The following is a 15,370-nucleotide window of genomic DNA, read 5'->3' as shown; positions in this document are numbered from 1 at the left end:
CGACGGGGGCGACAGTCGCGGTGAAGGTGACCGGTTGGCCCACCACCGACGGGTCCGGCGTGGTGGCGAGAGCCGTGGTCGTCATGGCCCGGCTGACGGTCTGGGCGTCCGTACCGGCCGCGGCGGCGAAGTCGGCGTCCCCGCCATAGGCGGCGGCCACCGTGTACGGCCCCGTAGCGCTGTATGTGTGCTGGGCGGTTGCGGTGCCGCCAGTCAGTGCGGCGGTCACGGGTGCGGTGCCGTCGCCGAAGGTGAAGGTGACGGTGCCGGTGGGGGTTCCGGTGCCCGGTGTGACGGGGGCGACGGTCGCGGTGAAGGTGACCGGTTGGCCGACCGCCGACGGATCGGGTGACGAGGCCAGGGCCACCGTCGCGAGTGCCGCGGTCACCGTCTGGGTCGTTGCGGCGCCGGCCGGGGTGAAGTCACCGTCACCGTTGTAGGAGGCGGCCACCGGGTACGGGCTGCCTGCCGTGTGCGCGTACGTATGGGTGAGCCGGGCCATGCCGTTCGTGAGCGGCGCGGACGCGGACGGCGTGCCGTCGCCGAAGTCGAACGTCACCGTGCCGGTCGGCACTCCCGCGCCGGCACCGGCGGGCGTCACCGTGGCGATGATTGTCACGGGTTGGGCGGCCACGGACGGGTCCGGCGAGGTGGTCACGGTCGCGGTGGCCGGCGCCTTGTCGACGGTCTGGACCGTGGTGCCCGTGGAGGAACTGAACGTGGCGTCGCCGCTGAAGGCGGCGGTGACGGAGAATGTTCTGTCGGCCGGGCCGGTGTACGTGTGCTGGGCGGTGGCGACCGCGCCGTTCACGGTGGCGGTCACGGGCGGCGTGCCGTCGCCGAAGTCGAACGTCACGCCGCCCGTGGGCACCCCCGCTCCCGCGGCTGTCGCGGACACAGTGGCGGTGAAGCTCACCGTCTGGCCTGTCACCGAAGGGTTCGGCGTGGAGCTCACCGTGGTCGTGGTGGCGACCGCGTCGGCGGTGATGGTCTGCGTGCCGGTGCCGGACGAGGCCGTGAAGGCGGTGTCGCCGGTGTAGGCGGCGGTCACGTCGTACGGACTGCCGGAAACGTCGGCGAAGGTGTGGGTGGCGGTGGCGACGCCACTGGACAGCGACGCGCTCACGGGCGGCGTCGCGTCGCCGAAGTCGAAGGTGACGCCGCCCGTCGGCGTGCCGGTGCCCGGTGCGACGGGGGCGACCCGGGCGATGACGGTCACCTGCTGCCCCGGCGTGGAGGGATCTGGGGAGGACGTCACGGTGGTGGTCGTGGCGGCCTGGCCCGTGGTGTGGGCGGCGGTTCCGGTGGAGGGTGCGAAGTCGGTGTCCCCGTCGTAGGTGGCGGTGATCGGGTACGGGCTGCCCGGGGTCCCGGCGTACGGGTGGGTCGCGGTGGCGGTTCCACCGCTCAGGGCGGCGGTCACCGCGGGGGTGCCGTCGCCGAAGCCGAACGTCGCCGTGCCGGTCGGGGTGCCAATGCCTGGCGCGATCGCGGCCACCGTCGCGGTGAGGGTCACCGGCTGGCCGGCGACGGAGGGGTCCGGCGACGTGGTCACGCTCGTGGCCGTGCCGGCCCGGCCCACGGTCTGGGTGAGCACGCCGGTGGACGGCCGGAAGCCGGTGTCCGGGTTGTAGGCGGCGGTGACGGCGTACGGAGTGCCGGCCGCGTGGGTGTAGGTGTGCGTGCCGAGGGCCGTGCCGCCGGACATGGGCACGGTCACCGCAGGGGTGCCGTCGCCGAAGTCGAACGTCACCGTGCCCGAGGGGGTGCCGTTGCCCGGCGCGATCACGGCCACCGCGGCGGTGAAGGCCACCGCCTCCCCGGCCAGGGAAGGTTCGTTCGAGGGTGTGATGGTCACCTCGGTCCGGGCCCGCAGCAGGGTGTGCGTCGCCGTGGCCACCGAAGCGGCGAAGTCTTCGTCCCCGTCATAGGCGGCGGTGACCGTGTAAGGGCTGCCGGTCTGGGTGGAGTACGTGTGCTGGACCGTGGCTGTGCCGCCGGCCGACGGCACAGCCACGGGTGCGCTGCCGTCGCCGAAGTCGAACGTCACGCTGCCAGTGGGCAGGCCCGTGCCCGGCGCCGCGGCCGACACCACGGCGGTGAACGTCACTGGCTGCCCGGTGACCGACGGGTCCGGCAGCTCGCTCAGCGCGGTGGTCGTGGCGGCCTGGCCCGTGGTGTGGGTGTCGGTTCCGGCGGAGGGTGCGAAGTCGGTGTCGCCGTTGTAGGCCGCGGTGACGGTGTACGGACTGCCCCCCGTCTCCAGGTAGGCGTGGGTGCCCACGGCCGTGCCGTCGGCCATGGGCACCGTCACCGCGGGAGTGCCGTCGCCGAAGTCGAAGGTGACGGTGCCGGTCGGGATGCCCGCGCCCGGTGCGGCGGGGGTAACCGTCGCAGTGACGGTCACCGGCCCGCCGGCGACGGACGGGTCCGGCGACGTGGTCACGGCCGTGACCGTGCCGGCCGGGGCCACCGTCTGGGTGAGGGCGCCGTTCGAGGGCCGGAAACCTGTGTCCCCGCCGTAGGCCGCGGTGACGGAGTACGGGGTGCCCGACACCTCGGCGTCGGTGTACGTGTGGGTGGCCTCGGCTGTCCTGGCGATGAGGGGCGCCGTGACCGGGCCGGTGCCGTCGCCGAAGTCGAAGGTCACCGTGCCCGTGGGGGTGCCGTCGCCCGGCGCCAGGGCTGCCGCCGTGACGGTGAAGGTCACCGGCTGCCCGGTCACGGACGGACCGGCGGACGACGCGACGGCCAGCGAGGTCATGGCCCGGCGTACCGTCTGCGTGGCGGTGCCCGCCGAGGCGGTGAAGTCGCCGTCGCCGCTGTAGGCCGCGCCGATGGTCCAGTCGCCGACCGCCTGGCCGTCGTAGGTGTGCCCGGCGGTGGCGGTGCCCCCGCCGAGCGGCGCCGGTACCGGTGGGCTGCCATCGCCGAAATCGAAGGTGACGGTGCCTGTCGGAGTGCCCGCGCCAGGCCCGGCGGGGGCCACCGTCGCGGTGACGGTCACCGGCTGCCCGGCCACGGACGGATCCGGCGTGGGGGACACCGTCGTGGTCGTCCCCGCTTGCCCGATGGTCTGGGTGGCCGTACCGAGGGAGCCGGTGTACTGGGTGCTCCCGCTGTATTCGGCGGTGACGACGTACGGGCTCCCGCTCGCGGCAGCGTAGGGGGAAGCGATCGTCGCGGCGCCGCCCACGAGGGGAGCGGTCAGCGGCTCGGTGCCGTCGCCGAAGTCGAACGTCACGGTGCCGGTCGGGGTGTAGCTGCCCGGCGCGACCGGTGTGACGGTCGCGGTGATGGTCACCGGCTCGCCGACGACGGACGAGGCCGGCGAGCCGACAGCTCTCGTCGTCGTCCCGGCCGGGCCGACGGCCTGGCCGATCGCGCCGCTGGATGCGGCGACGTCGCCGTCGCCACTGTAGGCGGCGCTGATGGTGTACGGGCTGCCCGTCGTGTCGGTGTACGCGTGGGTGCCGACGGCCACGCCGCCGGACACGGGCACCGTCACCGCGGGCGTGCCGTCGCCGAAGTCGAACGTCATCGTGCCGGTCGGCGTCACCGACGCGGGCGGCAGGACTCCCACCGTGGCGGTGAACACGAACTCCTGCCCGACGACGGACGGTCCGGGCGACGCGGAGATCGCGGTGGACGACGCCGCCGCGGTCACGGTCTGCGTACCGGTGGCCGTGGAACCGGTGACGCCCGCGTCGCCGCTGTACGCGGCGGTGACTGCGTACGGGCTGCCGGCGCTGTGGGCGTAGGCGTGCATGGTGGTGGCGGCACCGCCGGTGACGGGCACGGTCACCGCTGGGGTGCCGTCGCCGAAGTCGAACGTCACGGTGCCGGTCGGCGTGCCCCCGCCGCCCGTGACCGTCGCGGTGAAGGTGACGGACTGGCCCGTCGCAGCGGCGGCCGGGGCGGTGACCAGAGCCGTCGTCGAGACGGCCGGCGAGACGCCGTGGATCTCGATGCCGGTGGAACCGGCGAAGTCGGCGTCGCCGCCGTACACCGCGGTCACGGTGTACGGGCTCCCGGCCGCGGCGGCGTACGTGTGGGTCGTGCCGGCCGTGCCGCTGCTCAGCGTGGCGGCCACGGGCGTGCTCCCGTCGCCGAAGTCGAAGGTCACCGACCCGGTGGGGGTGCCGGAGGCCGGCGGGACGGCGGCCACCGAGGCGGTGAAGGTGACCTCCTGGCCGCTGGTGGACGGCTCCGGCGCGGCGGTGACCGTGGTCGCGGTGGCGGACACGGAGGCGGCCACCGCATGGGTGCCGGTTCCGGTGGAGGGGGCGAAGTCGGTGCCCCCGTCGTAGGCGGCGGTGAGGGTGTACGGGCTGCCCTCGGTGCCGGCATAGGCGTGGGTGACGCCCGCTGTGCCGCCGGTCAGAGCGGCTGTGGCGGGCGTGGTGCCGTCGCCGAAGTCGAAGGTCACCGTCCCGCCGGGAGCGCCGCTGCCCGGCGGGACGGCGGCCACCCGCGCGAACAGCGTCACGGTCTGGCCCGTCGCAGAGGGTTCCGCGGTCGCGGCGACCGAGGTCGTGGTGGCCGCGGCGGTGACGGTCTGGACGGCGGTGCCCTGCGACGGGGCGAAGTCGGTGTCGCCGCTGTAGTCAGCGGTGAGGGCGTACGGGCTCCCGGCCGTGCCGGTGTACGCGTGGACGACCGTCGCCGTGCCCGCCACCAGCAGGACGGTGGCGGCGGAGGTGCCGTCGCCGAAATCGACGGTCACCGTGCCGGTCGGGACGGTGCTCCCCGCGCCGGCCGGCACGACCGTGACGGTCACCGGCTCGCCCGTCACCGACGGGGCCGGGGAGACGGTGACGGCGGTAGTGGTCCCGGCCGGCTCGACCGTGTGCGTGGCCGCGCAGGTGGAGGCGGTGAAGTCGGTGTCCCCGCCGTACGTCACGCTCACGCTGTACGGGACGACCGCCGCGCCGGTGTACGTGTGCACGGTCGTCGCGGTGCCGCCGGCTAGAGCAGCGCTGACCGGCGTGGTGCCGTCGCCGAAGTCGAAGGTGACGGTGCCGGTGGGGGTGCCGCTCGCGGGCGGGAGCGCGGCCACGGTCGCGGTGAAGGTGACCGCCTCGTCGGTCACCGACGGATCCGGAGCGGCGCTCACCTCCGTGGTCGTCACCGCCTGGGCGACCGCAACGGTGCCAGAGCCCGTGGAGGCCGTGAAGTCGGAGTCGCCGCTGTAGGCCGCGGTCACCGTGATCGGGCTGTCCGAGACGCCGGGACTCGTACGGGTCACAATCGCGGTGCCGCCGACCACGGGTGCCGTGAGCGGGCCGGTCCCGTCGCTGAAGCCGAACGTCACCGTGCCGGAGGGCGAACCGGACGCCGGCGCCTGCGGGATGACCCGCGCGACGAACGTCGTTGTCTGGCCGACGACCGCCGGGTCGGGTGCGGCGTCGACCGTGGTGGTGGTCGCGGCGGGCTGGACGGCCTGACCGCCGTTGTCCTGGGAGGTGATGTAGTCGGGGGCGCCGTTGTAGGTGGCCGTGACGGGGTACGTGGCGGCCGCCTGGATGAAGGCGTGCGTGGTGGTGGCGACACGGTCGGTGAGTGTCGCGGTGACGGGTGGGGTGTCGTCGCCGAAGTCGAAGGTGACGGTGCCGGTCGGGGCGCCGGCGCCGGGCGGGGTCGTGGTCACGGTCGCGGTGAAGGTGACCTGCTGGCCGACGACCGCCGGGTCGGGCACTGCGCCCAAGGCGGTGGTGGTGGCGGCGGGCTGGACGGCCTGACCGCCGCTGTCCTGGGAGGCGGTGCAGTCGGGCGAGCCGTCGTAGGTCGCGGTGACGGTGAACGGGCTGTCGGCGGTGCTGCCGTACGTATGCGTGGTGGTGGCGACACGGTCGGTGAGTGTCGCGGTGACGGGTGGGGTGTCGTCGCCGAAGTCGAAGGTGACGGTGCCGGTCGGGGCGCCGGCGCCGGGCGGGGTCGTGGTCACGGTCGCGGTGAAGGTGACCTGCTGGCCGACGACCGCCGGGTCGGGCGCTGCGCCCAAGGCGGTGGTGGTGGCGGCGGGCTGGACGGTCTGACTGCCCGTGCCCATGGAGGGCGCGATGTCGGCGTCGCCGCCGTAGGCCGCGCTGACCGTGAAGGGGCTGTCGGCGGTACCGGCGAAGGCGTGCGCCGTGGTGGCGACACCGGCCGTGAGCGGCGCGGTCACCGGGGTGGTGCCGTCGTTGAAGTCGAAGGTCACTGTGCCTGTCGGTGTGCCGCCCCCCGGCGGGGCCGCGGCCACCGTGGCGGTCACGGTCACCGGCTCGCCCGTGGCGGAGGGCGTGGGCGTGAGGCTCACCAGTGTGGTGCTGTCGGCCGGCACCACACTCTGGGTGACCGCCCCCGTGGCGGGCGCGAAGCCGGTGTCGCCGCTGTAGTCGATGGTGACGGTGTACGGGGTGCCGGCCGTGTGGGCATAGGCGTGCGTCGTGGAGGCGGCCGCCCCGGACACCGCGACGGTCACCGGGGCGGTGCCGTCACCGAAGTCGAACGTCACGGTGCCGGTGACCGTGCCGACGCCCGGCGCGACCGGGGCGACCCTCGCCACGAAGGTGACGGGCTCACCGGCCGCGGACGGGTCGGGCGTCGGTGCGACGGTGACCGTCGTCGCCGCTGGCGTCACCGTGTGGGTGACCGTGTCGGACGACGGATAGCACAGGTCGTCGCCGCTGTAGGCGGCGGTGACGGTGTACGGGCTGCCCGAGGGGGCGGCGTAGGCGTGCGTAACCGTGGCCGTGCCCTCCACCAGCGGCGCGGTCACCGGCGGTGTCCCGTCGCCGAAGTCGATGGTGACAGTGCCGGTCGGGGCGCCGACGCCGGGCGGGGTCGCCGTCACCGTCGCGGTGAACACGACCGGCTGACCGGAGACGGACGGACCGGGCTCGGAGGTCAGCGCCGTGACCGAGGCCGCCAGGTAGGAGAAGGCGTCCGGCAGCGCGGAGGTGCCGCCGGGAGTGGTGACCGCGACCGTGGCGGGGCCGGCCACACCTGGTGGCGTGACGGCGAGGATCAGCGCGTCGGAGTACGAGCGGAAGGAGGGGGCGGCGATTCCTCCGACGGTGACGCCGGTGGCCGCGCTCAGCCCGGTGCCCCCGATGACGATCGTCGTCGCACCGGCGACCGGACCGTCGGCAGGAGTGACCGAGGAGACCTGCGGAGTGGCCGCGTACCTGTACGCCAGCTGGTTGCTGACGCCGCCGATCGCGATCGCGTACACGGCCACGGTGCCGGGCACCGCCGCGGGGGGAGCAGTGACGAGCAGTTGCTGGTCGTTCAGGACGGTGGGGAACTCCGCCGCGTTGCCGAAATGGACGCTGCTCGCCGTGCTGAGACCCGTCCCGGTCAGGGCCACGGTCCCGCCCCCGGCAAGCGGCCCGGTGGTGGGAACGAGGCCGGACAGCGCCGGCCAACGCAGGTAGGAGAAGGTGCCCACCGGGGCGGTGCCGCCGGATGTGGTGACGGCGACCTGTACGGTGCCGTTGCCCGCAGGCGTCACCGCGACGATGGTGCGGTCGTCCAGGACTGTGAACGCCAGGGCCGCCCGGGCGCCGAAGAACACCGCGGTCGCGTCCAGGAAGTTGCGGCCGACGATGACCACTTGGGTGCCGCCGCTGTACGCACCCTGGCTCGGGTACACACTCATAACGCCCTCCCCGCCGCACTCGCGCCCACCAGTGACCTGCGCGTGCAGAGCAGGCTGACCCGGCCTGCGGCCATGCCTGCGCGCATGCAGTGGGTGACGGTCCACCTCACCGCCCTCGTGCTGGCGTGCGGGCAGGGCACCGGTGGCACGGCCCGCCGACGATCGTCGGGATGGTGAAGACAGTGCGGAGGGCGGGGCCCACCGAAGGAGCCGGAGCCAGGGACATGGGAAGTGGACATGGCGCTCCATCAGGACGGATACGGCGCAGGGCGATTCGCGCGGGGCCGGTCGGGAAGGGCGCGGTGGCGCTGCGCGGGTGTGGAGGGCTTGGGCACGGCAGGCTTGCCGGCGCCTCCCGTACGAGCCGGCCCGCACGGGTCCGCCCCGAGGCGCCACACAGCAACAGCCCGGGGTCGTGCCGAACGGTGGCAACGGACCGCTGCGAGGTGCGAGCTGGCGCCGGAAGAGCACAGCGGCCCCATTCAGGCGGCATGGGCATTGCCGCCCCGGGAACGCGGTCGCCCCGGCTCACCGAGCCGACAGGGGACCGCAATCAGTGCTGCCGCCCCGCAGAGCACGCAGAACTGGAAGCCCCAGTGTGCTGCCTTCCCCCGGCATGAGGTGGGCGGCCTCTGCCGATGTGTCCTCCCAGTACGTCAAAGCCACCAGATGCCGACAAGATGCCCGCGACGACTTCACCCGAACGGCCCACTCCGAAGACTTCATCCGCTACTCCGGCCCCAGGGCTGGTGGGCCCGCATGTTCAGGAGTCGCGTATTCGCCGTAGCCGTCGGCCGATCGTCACCCTGTGTCGGTGCTCTGCGGCATGATGACCGCGCCCCCCGCCAGCGCCGCCACGTGCACGACACGGCAGGACGAGAACACCTTCGGCGCGTCCTGCGGCAGCGCAGCGCGTCGGCCCTGTTCTCGTGTAGCTACGGCGAACGGACATGTGGCGCTGCGTGATTGCCCTGGTGCTCGTTTCTGCTGGCTGGGCGCCTCGTTGAGCTGAGCGAGTGATCTCGGTCGGGTGGAGGGGGACGGGGTACGGCAGGACTGGGAGCCGGAGGACCTGATTGGGCGTTGTCACGTTGGTGGGGTGCTGATCGGTTGAGGGCGCGTCAGGGTATGGGGGTCGGGCGGGGGCCTGAGTCACGCTGCGGTGGGCGGGGCGGTGGCGCCGGTGATCTGGTCCCAGATCACGAAGCGGACGGTCATCTCGGTGCGGTGGTCGGGGGCGGTCATCCGGTGCCGGCGTGGCCGGAAGTGGGGTGAGATACCGCTGAACGCGGACAGGAATCTCTGGGATCCTCCGACGCTGCGGAAGCCTTTCATGGCGCGTTCGCGCTGCCTCGTTGGCTGGTAGGAGTTCTCGGCTCGGTTGTTCAGGCCCTTGTGGGAGCGGTGCTCGACCGAGGGCATCACCTCGCGGTGGGCCGCCCCGTAGGAACGGAGCTTGTCCGTGACGATCACCCTCGGCACGGCCCCGATTCCTTTGAGGAGCCGACGGAAGAAGCGCCTGGCCGCGGCCTTGTTGCGCCGGTTCTGAACGAGGATGTCCAGCACGTTGCCGTCCTGGTCGACCGCGCGCCAGAGGTACTTCTGCTCGCCGTTGATCGTGATGAAGACCTCGTCAAGGTGCCACTTGTCGCCGGGGCGGGGACGTCGGCGGCGCAGCGCGTTGGCGTAGGACTGTCCGAACTTCAGACACCACCGGCGGATCGTCTCGTAAGACGCAATGACGCCGCGCTGCAGCATCAGCTCCTCCACCTCACGGCATGACAACGGGAAGCGGAAGTACAGCCACACGCAGTGGGAGATCACCTCGACCGGGTATCGGTGCCCCTTGTACGACGGCGGCGTACTACCCACGGACAACCCCCTCCACCGTGATCAACCCGAAGATCATCCCACCCCGTCAGCCAACGTGACAGCGTCTGGCGAACAGCTCGTGGCTCTTCAGGCGCCACCGAACGCAGCGGCGTGGCAAGGAGGTTCGCCGGAACGGTCATCTGGGCTGTCCGCCGACGGCATCTGCCAAAACGCCGGCGCGACTCGGTGGAGGGTGGCCGCTGTGCGGGGGATTTCGTTCACCGGTCCACGCCTCCCATCACCGGGTCGATGCTGGCCACCGCGACGATGACGTCGGCGACCTGCCCGCCTTCGCACATCGCGGCCATCGTCTGCAGGTTGGTGAAGCTCGGGTCGCGGAAGTGCACCCGGTACGGCCGGGTGCCGCCGTCGGAGACGACGTGCACGCCGAGCTCGCCCCTGGGTGACTCGACCGCCACATATACCTGCCCCGGCGGAACGCGGAAGCCGTCCGTCACCAGCTTGAAGTGGTGGATCAGCGCCTCCATGGACTCGCCCATGATGGTGCGGATGTGATCGAGCGAGTTGCCCAACCCGTCCGCGCCGAGCGTCAGCTGCGCCGGCCACGCGATCTTCTTGTCGGCGACCATCACCGCACCGCCGCCGCCCCTCAGCTGCTCCAGGCACTGCTCGACGATCCGCAGCGACTGCTCCATCTCGCGCAGCCGGATCAGGAAGCGGCCGTAGCAGTCGCAGCTGTCCGCCGTCTCGACCTCGAAGTCGTACTGCTCGTAGCCGCAGTACGGGTCCGACTTGCGCAGGTCGTGCGGCAGGCCGGTGGCGCGCAGGATCGGCCCGGTCGCGCCGAGCGCCATGCAGCCCGCGAGGTCGAGGTAGCCGACGTCCACCAGACGGGCCCTGAAGGTCGGGTTGTTGGTGGCCAGCTTGTCGTATTCGTGCATCCGCGAGCGCAGCAGTTGCGCGCCCTCGCGGATCTGGTCCAGTGCTTCGGGCGGCAGGTCCTGCGCCAGCCCGCCGGGCCGGACGTATCCGTGGTTCATGCGCAGACCGGTGACCAGCTCGAAGATGTCGAGGATGACCTCGCGGTCACGGAATCCGTAGACCATGAGCGTGGTGGAGCCGATCTCCATGCCGCCGGCGGCGAGCGCCACCAGGTGCGAGGAGATGCGGTTGAGCTCCATCATCAGCACCCGGATGACGCTGGCCCGCTCGGGCACGTGGTCGGTGATCCCGAGCAGCTTCTCCACCGCCAGGCAGTAGGCGGTCTCGTTGAACAGTGGGGTCAGGTAGTCCATGCGGGTCACGAAGGTCGTGCCCTGGACCCAGTTCCTGAACTCCATGTTCTTCTCGATGCCGGTGTGCAGGTAGCCGATGCCGCAGCGGGCCTCCTTCACCGTCTCGCCGTCGATCTCCAGGACAAGCCGCAGTACCCCGTGCGTGGACGGGTGCTGCGGACCCATGTTGACGATGATCCGCTCGTCATCCGCCCTCCCTTGTCGCTGCGCGGCGCCGGCGACCTCGTAGTCCCAGTCGCCGCCGGTGGCGGTGTAGACGCGGCCCTCGGTCGTATCCCGAGCTCCCGCCGGCTCCTGCTCGGTGCCGCTCATCAGCTCATGACCTCCGCTCGGATCGCCGATCGCGTCCACGTGTCGCGGCGTGATCGGGAAAGGCGGCCGTGTTCCGTCTCGGTTGGCCGTGCCCTCGCGCCAGCCGCAAGGGCACGGCTTGGCGGCATGGGGGCTGCTCAGTCCAGGATCGCGCACATCTGCCATGAACACCCGGCCGGGACGGGTAGCGCAGCAGCCACGGCCGCACCGCGGAAGTCAAGGGCTCCGGCCCCCGGCGACGCCCCTGCGGGGCCGCTTCACTGGCACGCATCGCATCGTCCGTGACGCGACGCGGTGACCTGGGCCCGCCGCAGCCACTACAAACACCGAGGCCACATCCTGCAACGGTGATCGCAGTACTAGCCGCAACGCCATGTAGTTAAGCGTGGGGTGTCCGGTGTCAAGGGGTGCGGGTGGTCAGGATGTCGATGCTGATCGTGGCTTTGTAGCTGGTTCTGTCGACGGTGCCTCTGGCGTTGTACTTCGAGACGGCGCGTTTGATGACGCGTGGCCGGGTGCGGATGCGGCGGTCTGGCATGAGGTCGGCCAGGATCCGGCGTGGGCACGGCCGTGGGGTTACTCGTCTGGCAGCAGCTGGACCTCGCCACACTGGTCGGCTTTCTCGTCACCAACGCCGTCGTCGCGTTCCTGCTTGAAGCCTTGCCTGAGGAGACGACGCTGCGCGGCTACACGTGGACATCGCTGCGCAGACGGTTCGGGCCCGCACTGGCGGCGCTCGGCACCACGGCGGTCTTCCTCCTCGTCCCGGGCACCTCGACGCTGGTGACGGTTGGTTTCGCCCGGCTGGCCGGTGACGAGCCGGGCCATATCGGCATCGCCCCGGAGGGGCAGCACCCGGTCGACTATCTCATCCTCCTGACGGTCTTCAGCCTGACCCTGATCGCCGCCCGTGCGGCCGTGGGTCGCGCCCCGCTGTGGGCGGCGATCGGCACGCACCTGACCGTCCTGACCGTGAACCGCATCATGCTGCAGGGCGAGGACCGCGACGCGGGCGTGACGGTGGAGCAGGCGTCCGGTGACGCGGTGCTGCTCGTACCGCTGTATCTGGTGGTCGTCGCGATCGCATTCCTGGCGTTCCGCCGGGTCACCCGTCGGCACACGCCCGGCGAAAAGTAGGCGGTCACCGTCACCGGCCTGCTCGATGCCGGGCTCCTGGACCGTGCAGAGGACAGGGCCGCCGTCCTGGCCGACGACGTGACGACCGCAATTGCCCACACTGCCGGCGGCCCGGGGAGTCGACTGAGCTACAGGCCGCGGCAGATTTCGTGAGCCTGATCCAGATCCTTTTTCACCGCCGCGTCGAAGTCGAATACCCGGGCGTGGCGGTCTTGTGATCGGCGAATGGTCTGTGCGAGCTCCTTGTACTTCGCGTCGCCCGCTGCCGCCGACGCAGAAAGTGCTCCGGCTGCCGCATAGCGGTTAAAGGCCACCTCGCCGGCAGGGCCCTTGGCCGTGTACTTCTCCGGGTCGAACCCGTCGAGCGCCTCGCAGGCGGCACGCGCATCTGCCGCCGGGGTCCCGCCAGCAACACGAGCGTTGGAGTCGGCATTCATCGCCCATGCAGCGCCCATCCCTGCGGCGCCGAGCAGGAGCCCGACGACGAGGGAGAGCACCACGGTCCTCGTGCGGGTGCCGGGCTGCTCGTAGGACGTTGAGGTGGGGGCGAGGGTGGAAGGTTGCTGTGGCTGCATCCGGCAAAGGTAGCGTGATCGCTCACGACCCAGGCAGGGGGGCCAACGGGCTGCTCCAGTGGCTCCCGGCAGCCAGGACGGCTGGGGCCGCGATGTCGAGGGCGACGGCCCGACCAACTGCTTCCCGCTACCTCGCCGCGATGCACCCCCGATGACTACGCCGGAGCCGGATCCGGTAGGGGACCCGGCGGCCTGGCCGAGACACTGCTGGACTGACTGCGCCTGTGCGCGATCCCGGATGGGGACGAGGCCGCGGTCGTGGGATGGAGCGTCGAGGAAGTCAGACGCCACCGTCGACCAGGCTCCCCACCTACGGTCGTGGACGTCGGCGTCGCGTCACGATGGGGAGCTGGCTTCTAGAGGAAAGAGGGCGTTGAGCCGCGGTGTCCCAATCCTCACCGTCGCTTCTACGGTGTAGATCTCTTCTTCGGGCTTCGCCCATGTCTCCTGGACGGCATCCAGGGCCTCGTAGAACGCCTCCAAGCAGTCGCCCTCCCGGCCCGTCAGCTCGTCGAATACCTCCTGGGCCACGTAGTCGAGCTCCTCCCATTCCGGCCACTCGTCGTCACACCACTCGCGCGGGTGCCGTCCCACCAGGGCCCGCACCTCAGCAACGTCAGCGAGGACATCCGGATCAGCAAGCACCGCCTTGTACGTCCCTTGCCCCTGAGCCACCAGCCAGAGTGCGAAGTAGTCGAAGCCGTCGTCGGAGCACAGGCCACCCTCAATCCGGCGCACCGCCCGCCACAGTGCGCCCGTGGCAACCGCCTCGCACGCGGCCTCCAGACGTGCCTGGAACTCCACTGATTCCGTGGCTGGCCGACATCGCAACTCCCCACGCAGCCACTCCAGCCGTTCATGCCGGCCACGAGGGCGACAGCTCAGCTCATCCATGAGCGTCCAGAAGGTCTTCTCGTCCATGCCGCCCAGGATCGCAACCACCACTGACACACCCGAGAGCCCCGTGCGAAAACAGGGCTCTGGCAAGAATTTCGTAGCCGGAGATCATCTCGGTGACATGGTCGGCCGGTCCGCATAGCGGCGGCGAAGGTGGGCGATCAGGACGACGCGGTGGCGGAGAAGAGGGACACCGGCGCGTCCGGCCATCAAGCGTTTTTGCAGCTTGACGTCGGTGATGCGGCCTTCGTTGACGCCGGAGTTGTGTGAGGTGGAGATTCCCTGGGCAACGGCGTGTCGGTCTTCCCGCAGGGCTCCGGCGAGGCCGACGAGAGGGGCCAAGCCGCTGTCGGTGAGGTCGTCCAGCCAATCCTGGAAGGGGGTCGCGTCGCGATTGTCGAGCATGGCGGCGAACCGGCGGACCAGATCGTGAGCCTGCCTGAGTTCAGGGCAGTGGCCGAGAAGCCGGGGCAGGCGGTCGTTGATGTGGAGGTTGCGTCGGTGCGGGTGGGTGGTGATCCAGCGGGCGGCTTCACGTGGGGAGGGCGGGCGCTCGCGCGGCTCGTCCAGGGGAAGACCCCGCCTGAGGGGTGCGACGGCCATCTTCACGCGCTGGTAGTGGCCGAGGTAGCCCTTGGTCTGAAGTTCCTCGTGCAGGATCTTCGCGCTGTGCTGCCCCTCGTCCCAGCGTTGTTGCAGGTAGTCGAGGTAGGGGTCCAGGGTGGAGGGCTTGCGGGGCGGGCGGCGCACCACCTCCTGCCAGGCGCGGGCCCGGGCGTATTTGCTCACCGTGCGGCGGTCCAGGCCGAGCTCGCGGGCCACGGAGCTGCGGCTCCGGCCGGTGCTGGTCAGGGCCTGAACGGCTTCGAAGAGTCTGCGGGCGTGGCGTGCGGCCCGACTGTCCTCCGCGGTGTTCCCAGCGGTCTCCTCGGCCGGTGCGGGACCACTCTCGCCGGCCGGAGGCAATGCCGCCGACAGGCAGCCGCGGTGGGCGGAAGCGATGTCCTGGACACGGCGGGAGAGGCCCTGCCAGAGGTGAAAGCGGTCGCTGACCTGCACGGCATCGGGGGCGCCGCCTGCAATGCCCTGCCGGTAGGTGAGGGAGCCGTCGCGGCAGGCCACCTCGACCCCCGGGTGCTCGCGGAGCCACCGGCTGAGCTGTTCCGCGTCACGCCCCTCCCAGAGCGTGAGCGGGAGCCGGGTGGTGGCGTCAACCAGGAGGGTGCCGTAGGTGTCGCCGTAGAGCGCGAAGTCGTCCACCCCCAGTACCCGGGGCGTCTTCAGCGGCGGAAGCGGCATTCGCGCGGTGCGCGAGCAGGCCCGGCGTACGCGCGGGCGACAGCGACACCGTCGGCCCAGGCCGCTTCCTGCTCGGACCACACCATCCCGAGCTGCTCCAGCTCCACCACACGCTGCGCCGCCAGTGTCCCGGCCCCGTAGGCGCGGCGCTGTTCGGCGATCCACCGTCCGAGCGGATGCCCGCCGGTCCCGGCCCAGTCGTCCGGCGTGGTGTACGTGTACGGCACCCGCAGCACACCGTTCCCGGTCTCGCGCAGCCACCTTGTGGCGGCCTCGATCCCGCGCCGCCAGTACGCGCCTTCCGGGTCGATCACCCGCAGCCGCACGAACTGGGCCAGGACGGCGGGGTCGCGTTGCTCGCTGAACCGCAGCACCCC

At 71.7% G+C, this 15,370-nt stretch carries 9 protein-coding genes; 1 reads left to right on the top strand and 8 read right to left on the bottom strand.

All coding sequences use genetic code 11. The annotated features are described in order from the left end of the window. The 4 genes from ACGF2V_RS07495 to ACGF2V_RS07480 all read right to left on the bottom strand — a co-directional run. The coding region (locus tag ACGF2V_RS07495; protein WP_392911128.1) for a beta strand repeat-containing protein at positions 1–7,645 on the bottom strand (7,645 nt) is incomplete at its 3' end. Positions 7,646–8,797: 1,152 nt separating this feature from the next. Further along, the gene (locus tag ACGF2V_RS07490; RefSeq protein ID WP_392911125.1) at positions 8,798–9,517 is read right to left on the bottom strand and encodes an IS6 family transposase; all 720 of its coding nucleotides are present in this window, start codon (positions 9,515–9,517) and stop codon (positions 8,798–8,800) included. 218 nt (positions 9,518–9,735) lie between these two features. Then, a complete protein-coding gene (locus tag ACGF2V_RS07485; protein ID WP_362711033.1) occupies positions 9,736–11,085 on the bottom strand; it encodes an NADH-quinone oxidoreductase subunit D in 1,350 nt (449 codons plus the stop codon). 400 nt (positions 11,086–11,485) lie between these two features. Further along, positions 11,486–11,623, bottom strand: a complete 138-nt coding sequence (locus tag ACGF2V_RS07480; protein WP_362711031.1) for a hypothetical protein — start codon at positions 11,621–11,623, stop codon at positions 11,486–11,488. Positions 11,624–11,643: 20 nt separating this feature from the next. Here ACGF2V_RS07480 and ACGF2V_RS07475 point away from each other — a divergent pair, with 20 nt between their 5' ends. Further along, the gene (locus tag ACGF2V_RS07475; protein WP_392911122.1) at positions 11,644–12,222 is read left to right on the top strand and encodes a type II CAAX prenyl endopeptidase Rce1 family protein; all 579 of its coding nucleotides are present in this window, start codon (positions 11,644–11,646) and stop codon (positions 12,220–12,222) included. 128 nt (positions 12,223–12,350) lie between these two features. Here the strand turns inward: ACGF2V_RS07475 and ACGF2V_RS07470 are convergent, their stop codons facing one another. The 4 genes from ACGF2V_RS07470 to ACGF2V_RS07455 form a co-directional block, all read right to left on the bottom strand. Continuing rightward, entirely contained in the window at positions 12,351–12,797 is a 447-nt protein-coding gene (locus ACGF2V_RS07470; protein WP_362711008.1) for a hypothetical protein, read from the bottom strand. 336 nt (positions 12,798–13,133) lie between these two features. Further along, the gene (locus ACGF2V_RS07465; protein ID WP_362711006.1) at positions 13,134–13,718 is read right to left on the bottom strand and encodes a DUF4240 domain-containing protein; all 585 of its coding nucleotides are present in this window, start codon (positions 13,716–13,718) and stop codon (positions 13,134–13,136) included. Positions 13,719–13,802: 84 nt separating this feature from the next. Then, complete coding sequence (locus ACGF2V_RS07460) at positions 13,803–14,993, bottom strand: ISL3 family transposase (RefSeq protein WP_362711004.1); 1,191 nt, start codon at positions 14,991–14,993, stop codon at positions 13,803–13,805. Then, the coding region (locus ACGF2V_RS07455) for a helicase associated domain-containing protein (RefSeq protein ID WP_362711002.1) at positions 14,975–15,370 on the bottom strand (396 nt) is incomplete at its 5' end. The genes ACGF2V_RS07460 and ACGF2V_RS07455, both read right to left, overlap by 19 nt.

Origin of the sequence: Streptomyces sp. NPDC047982 (assembly GCF_043204165.1) — a bacterium.
Lineage (GTDB): Bacteria > Actinomycetota > Actinomycetes > Streptomycetales > Streptomycetaceae > Streptomyces.
This window is presented reverse-complemented; position numbering and strand designations above follow the sequence as displayed.

What these genes read in the sequence shown, in the direction of transcription:
- ACGF2V_RS07485 (WP_362711033.1), bottom strand. Translation starts at nt 11,085, where the DNA reads ATGAGCGGCACCGAGCAGGAGCCGGCGGGAGCTCGGGATACGACCGAG.
- ACGF2V_RS07480 (WP_362711031.1), bottom strand. Translation starts at nt 11,623, where the DNA reads ATGCCAGACCGCCGCATCCGCACCCGGCCACGCGTCATCAAACGCGCC.
- ACGF2V_RS07470 (WP_362711008.1), bottom strand. Translation starts at nt 12,797, where the DNA reads ATGCAGCCACAGCAACCTTCCACCCTCGCCCCCACCTCAACGTCCTAC.
- ACGF2V_RS07465 (WP_362711006.1), bottom strand. Translation starts at nt 13,718, where the DNA reads ATGGACGAGAAGACCTTCTGGACGCTCATGGATGAGCTGAGCTGTCGC.
- ACGF2V_RS07460 (WP_362711004.1), bottom strand. Translation starts at nt 14,993, where the DNA reads ATGCCGCTTCCGCCGCTGAAGACGCCCCGGGTACTGGGGGTGGACGAC.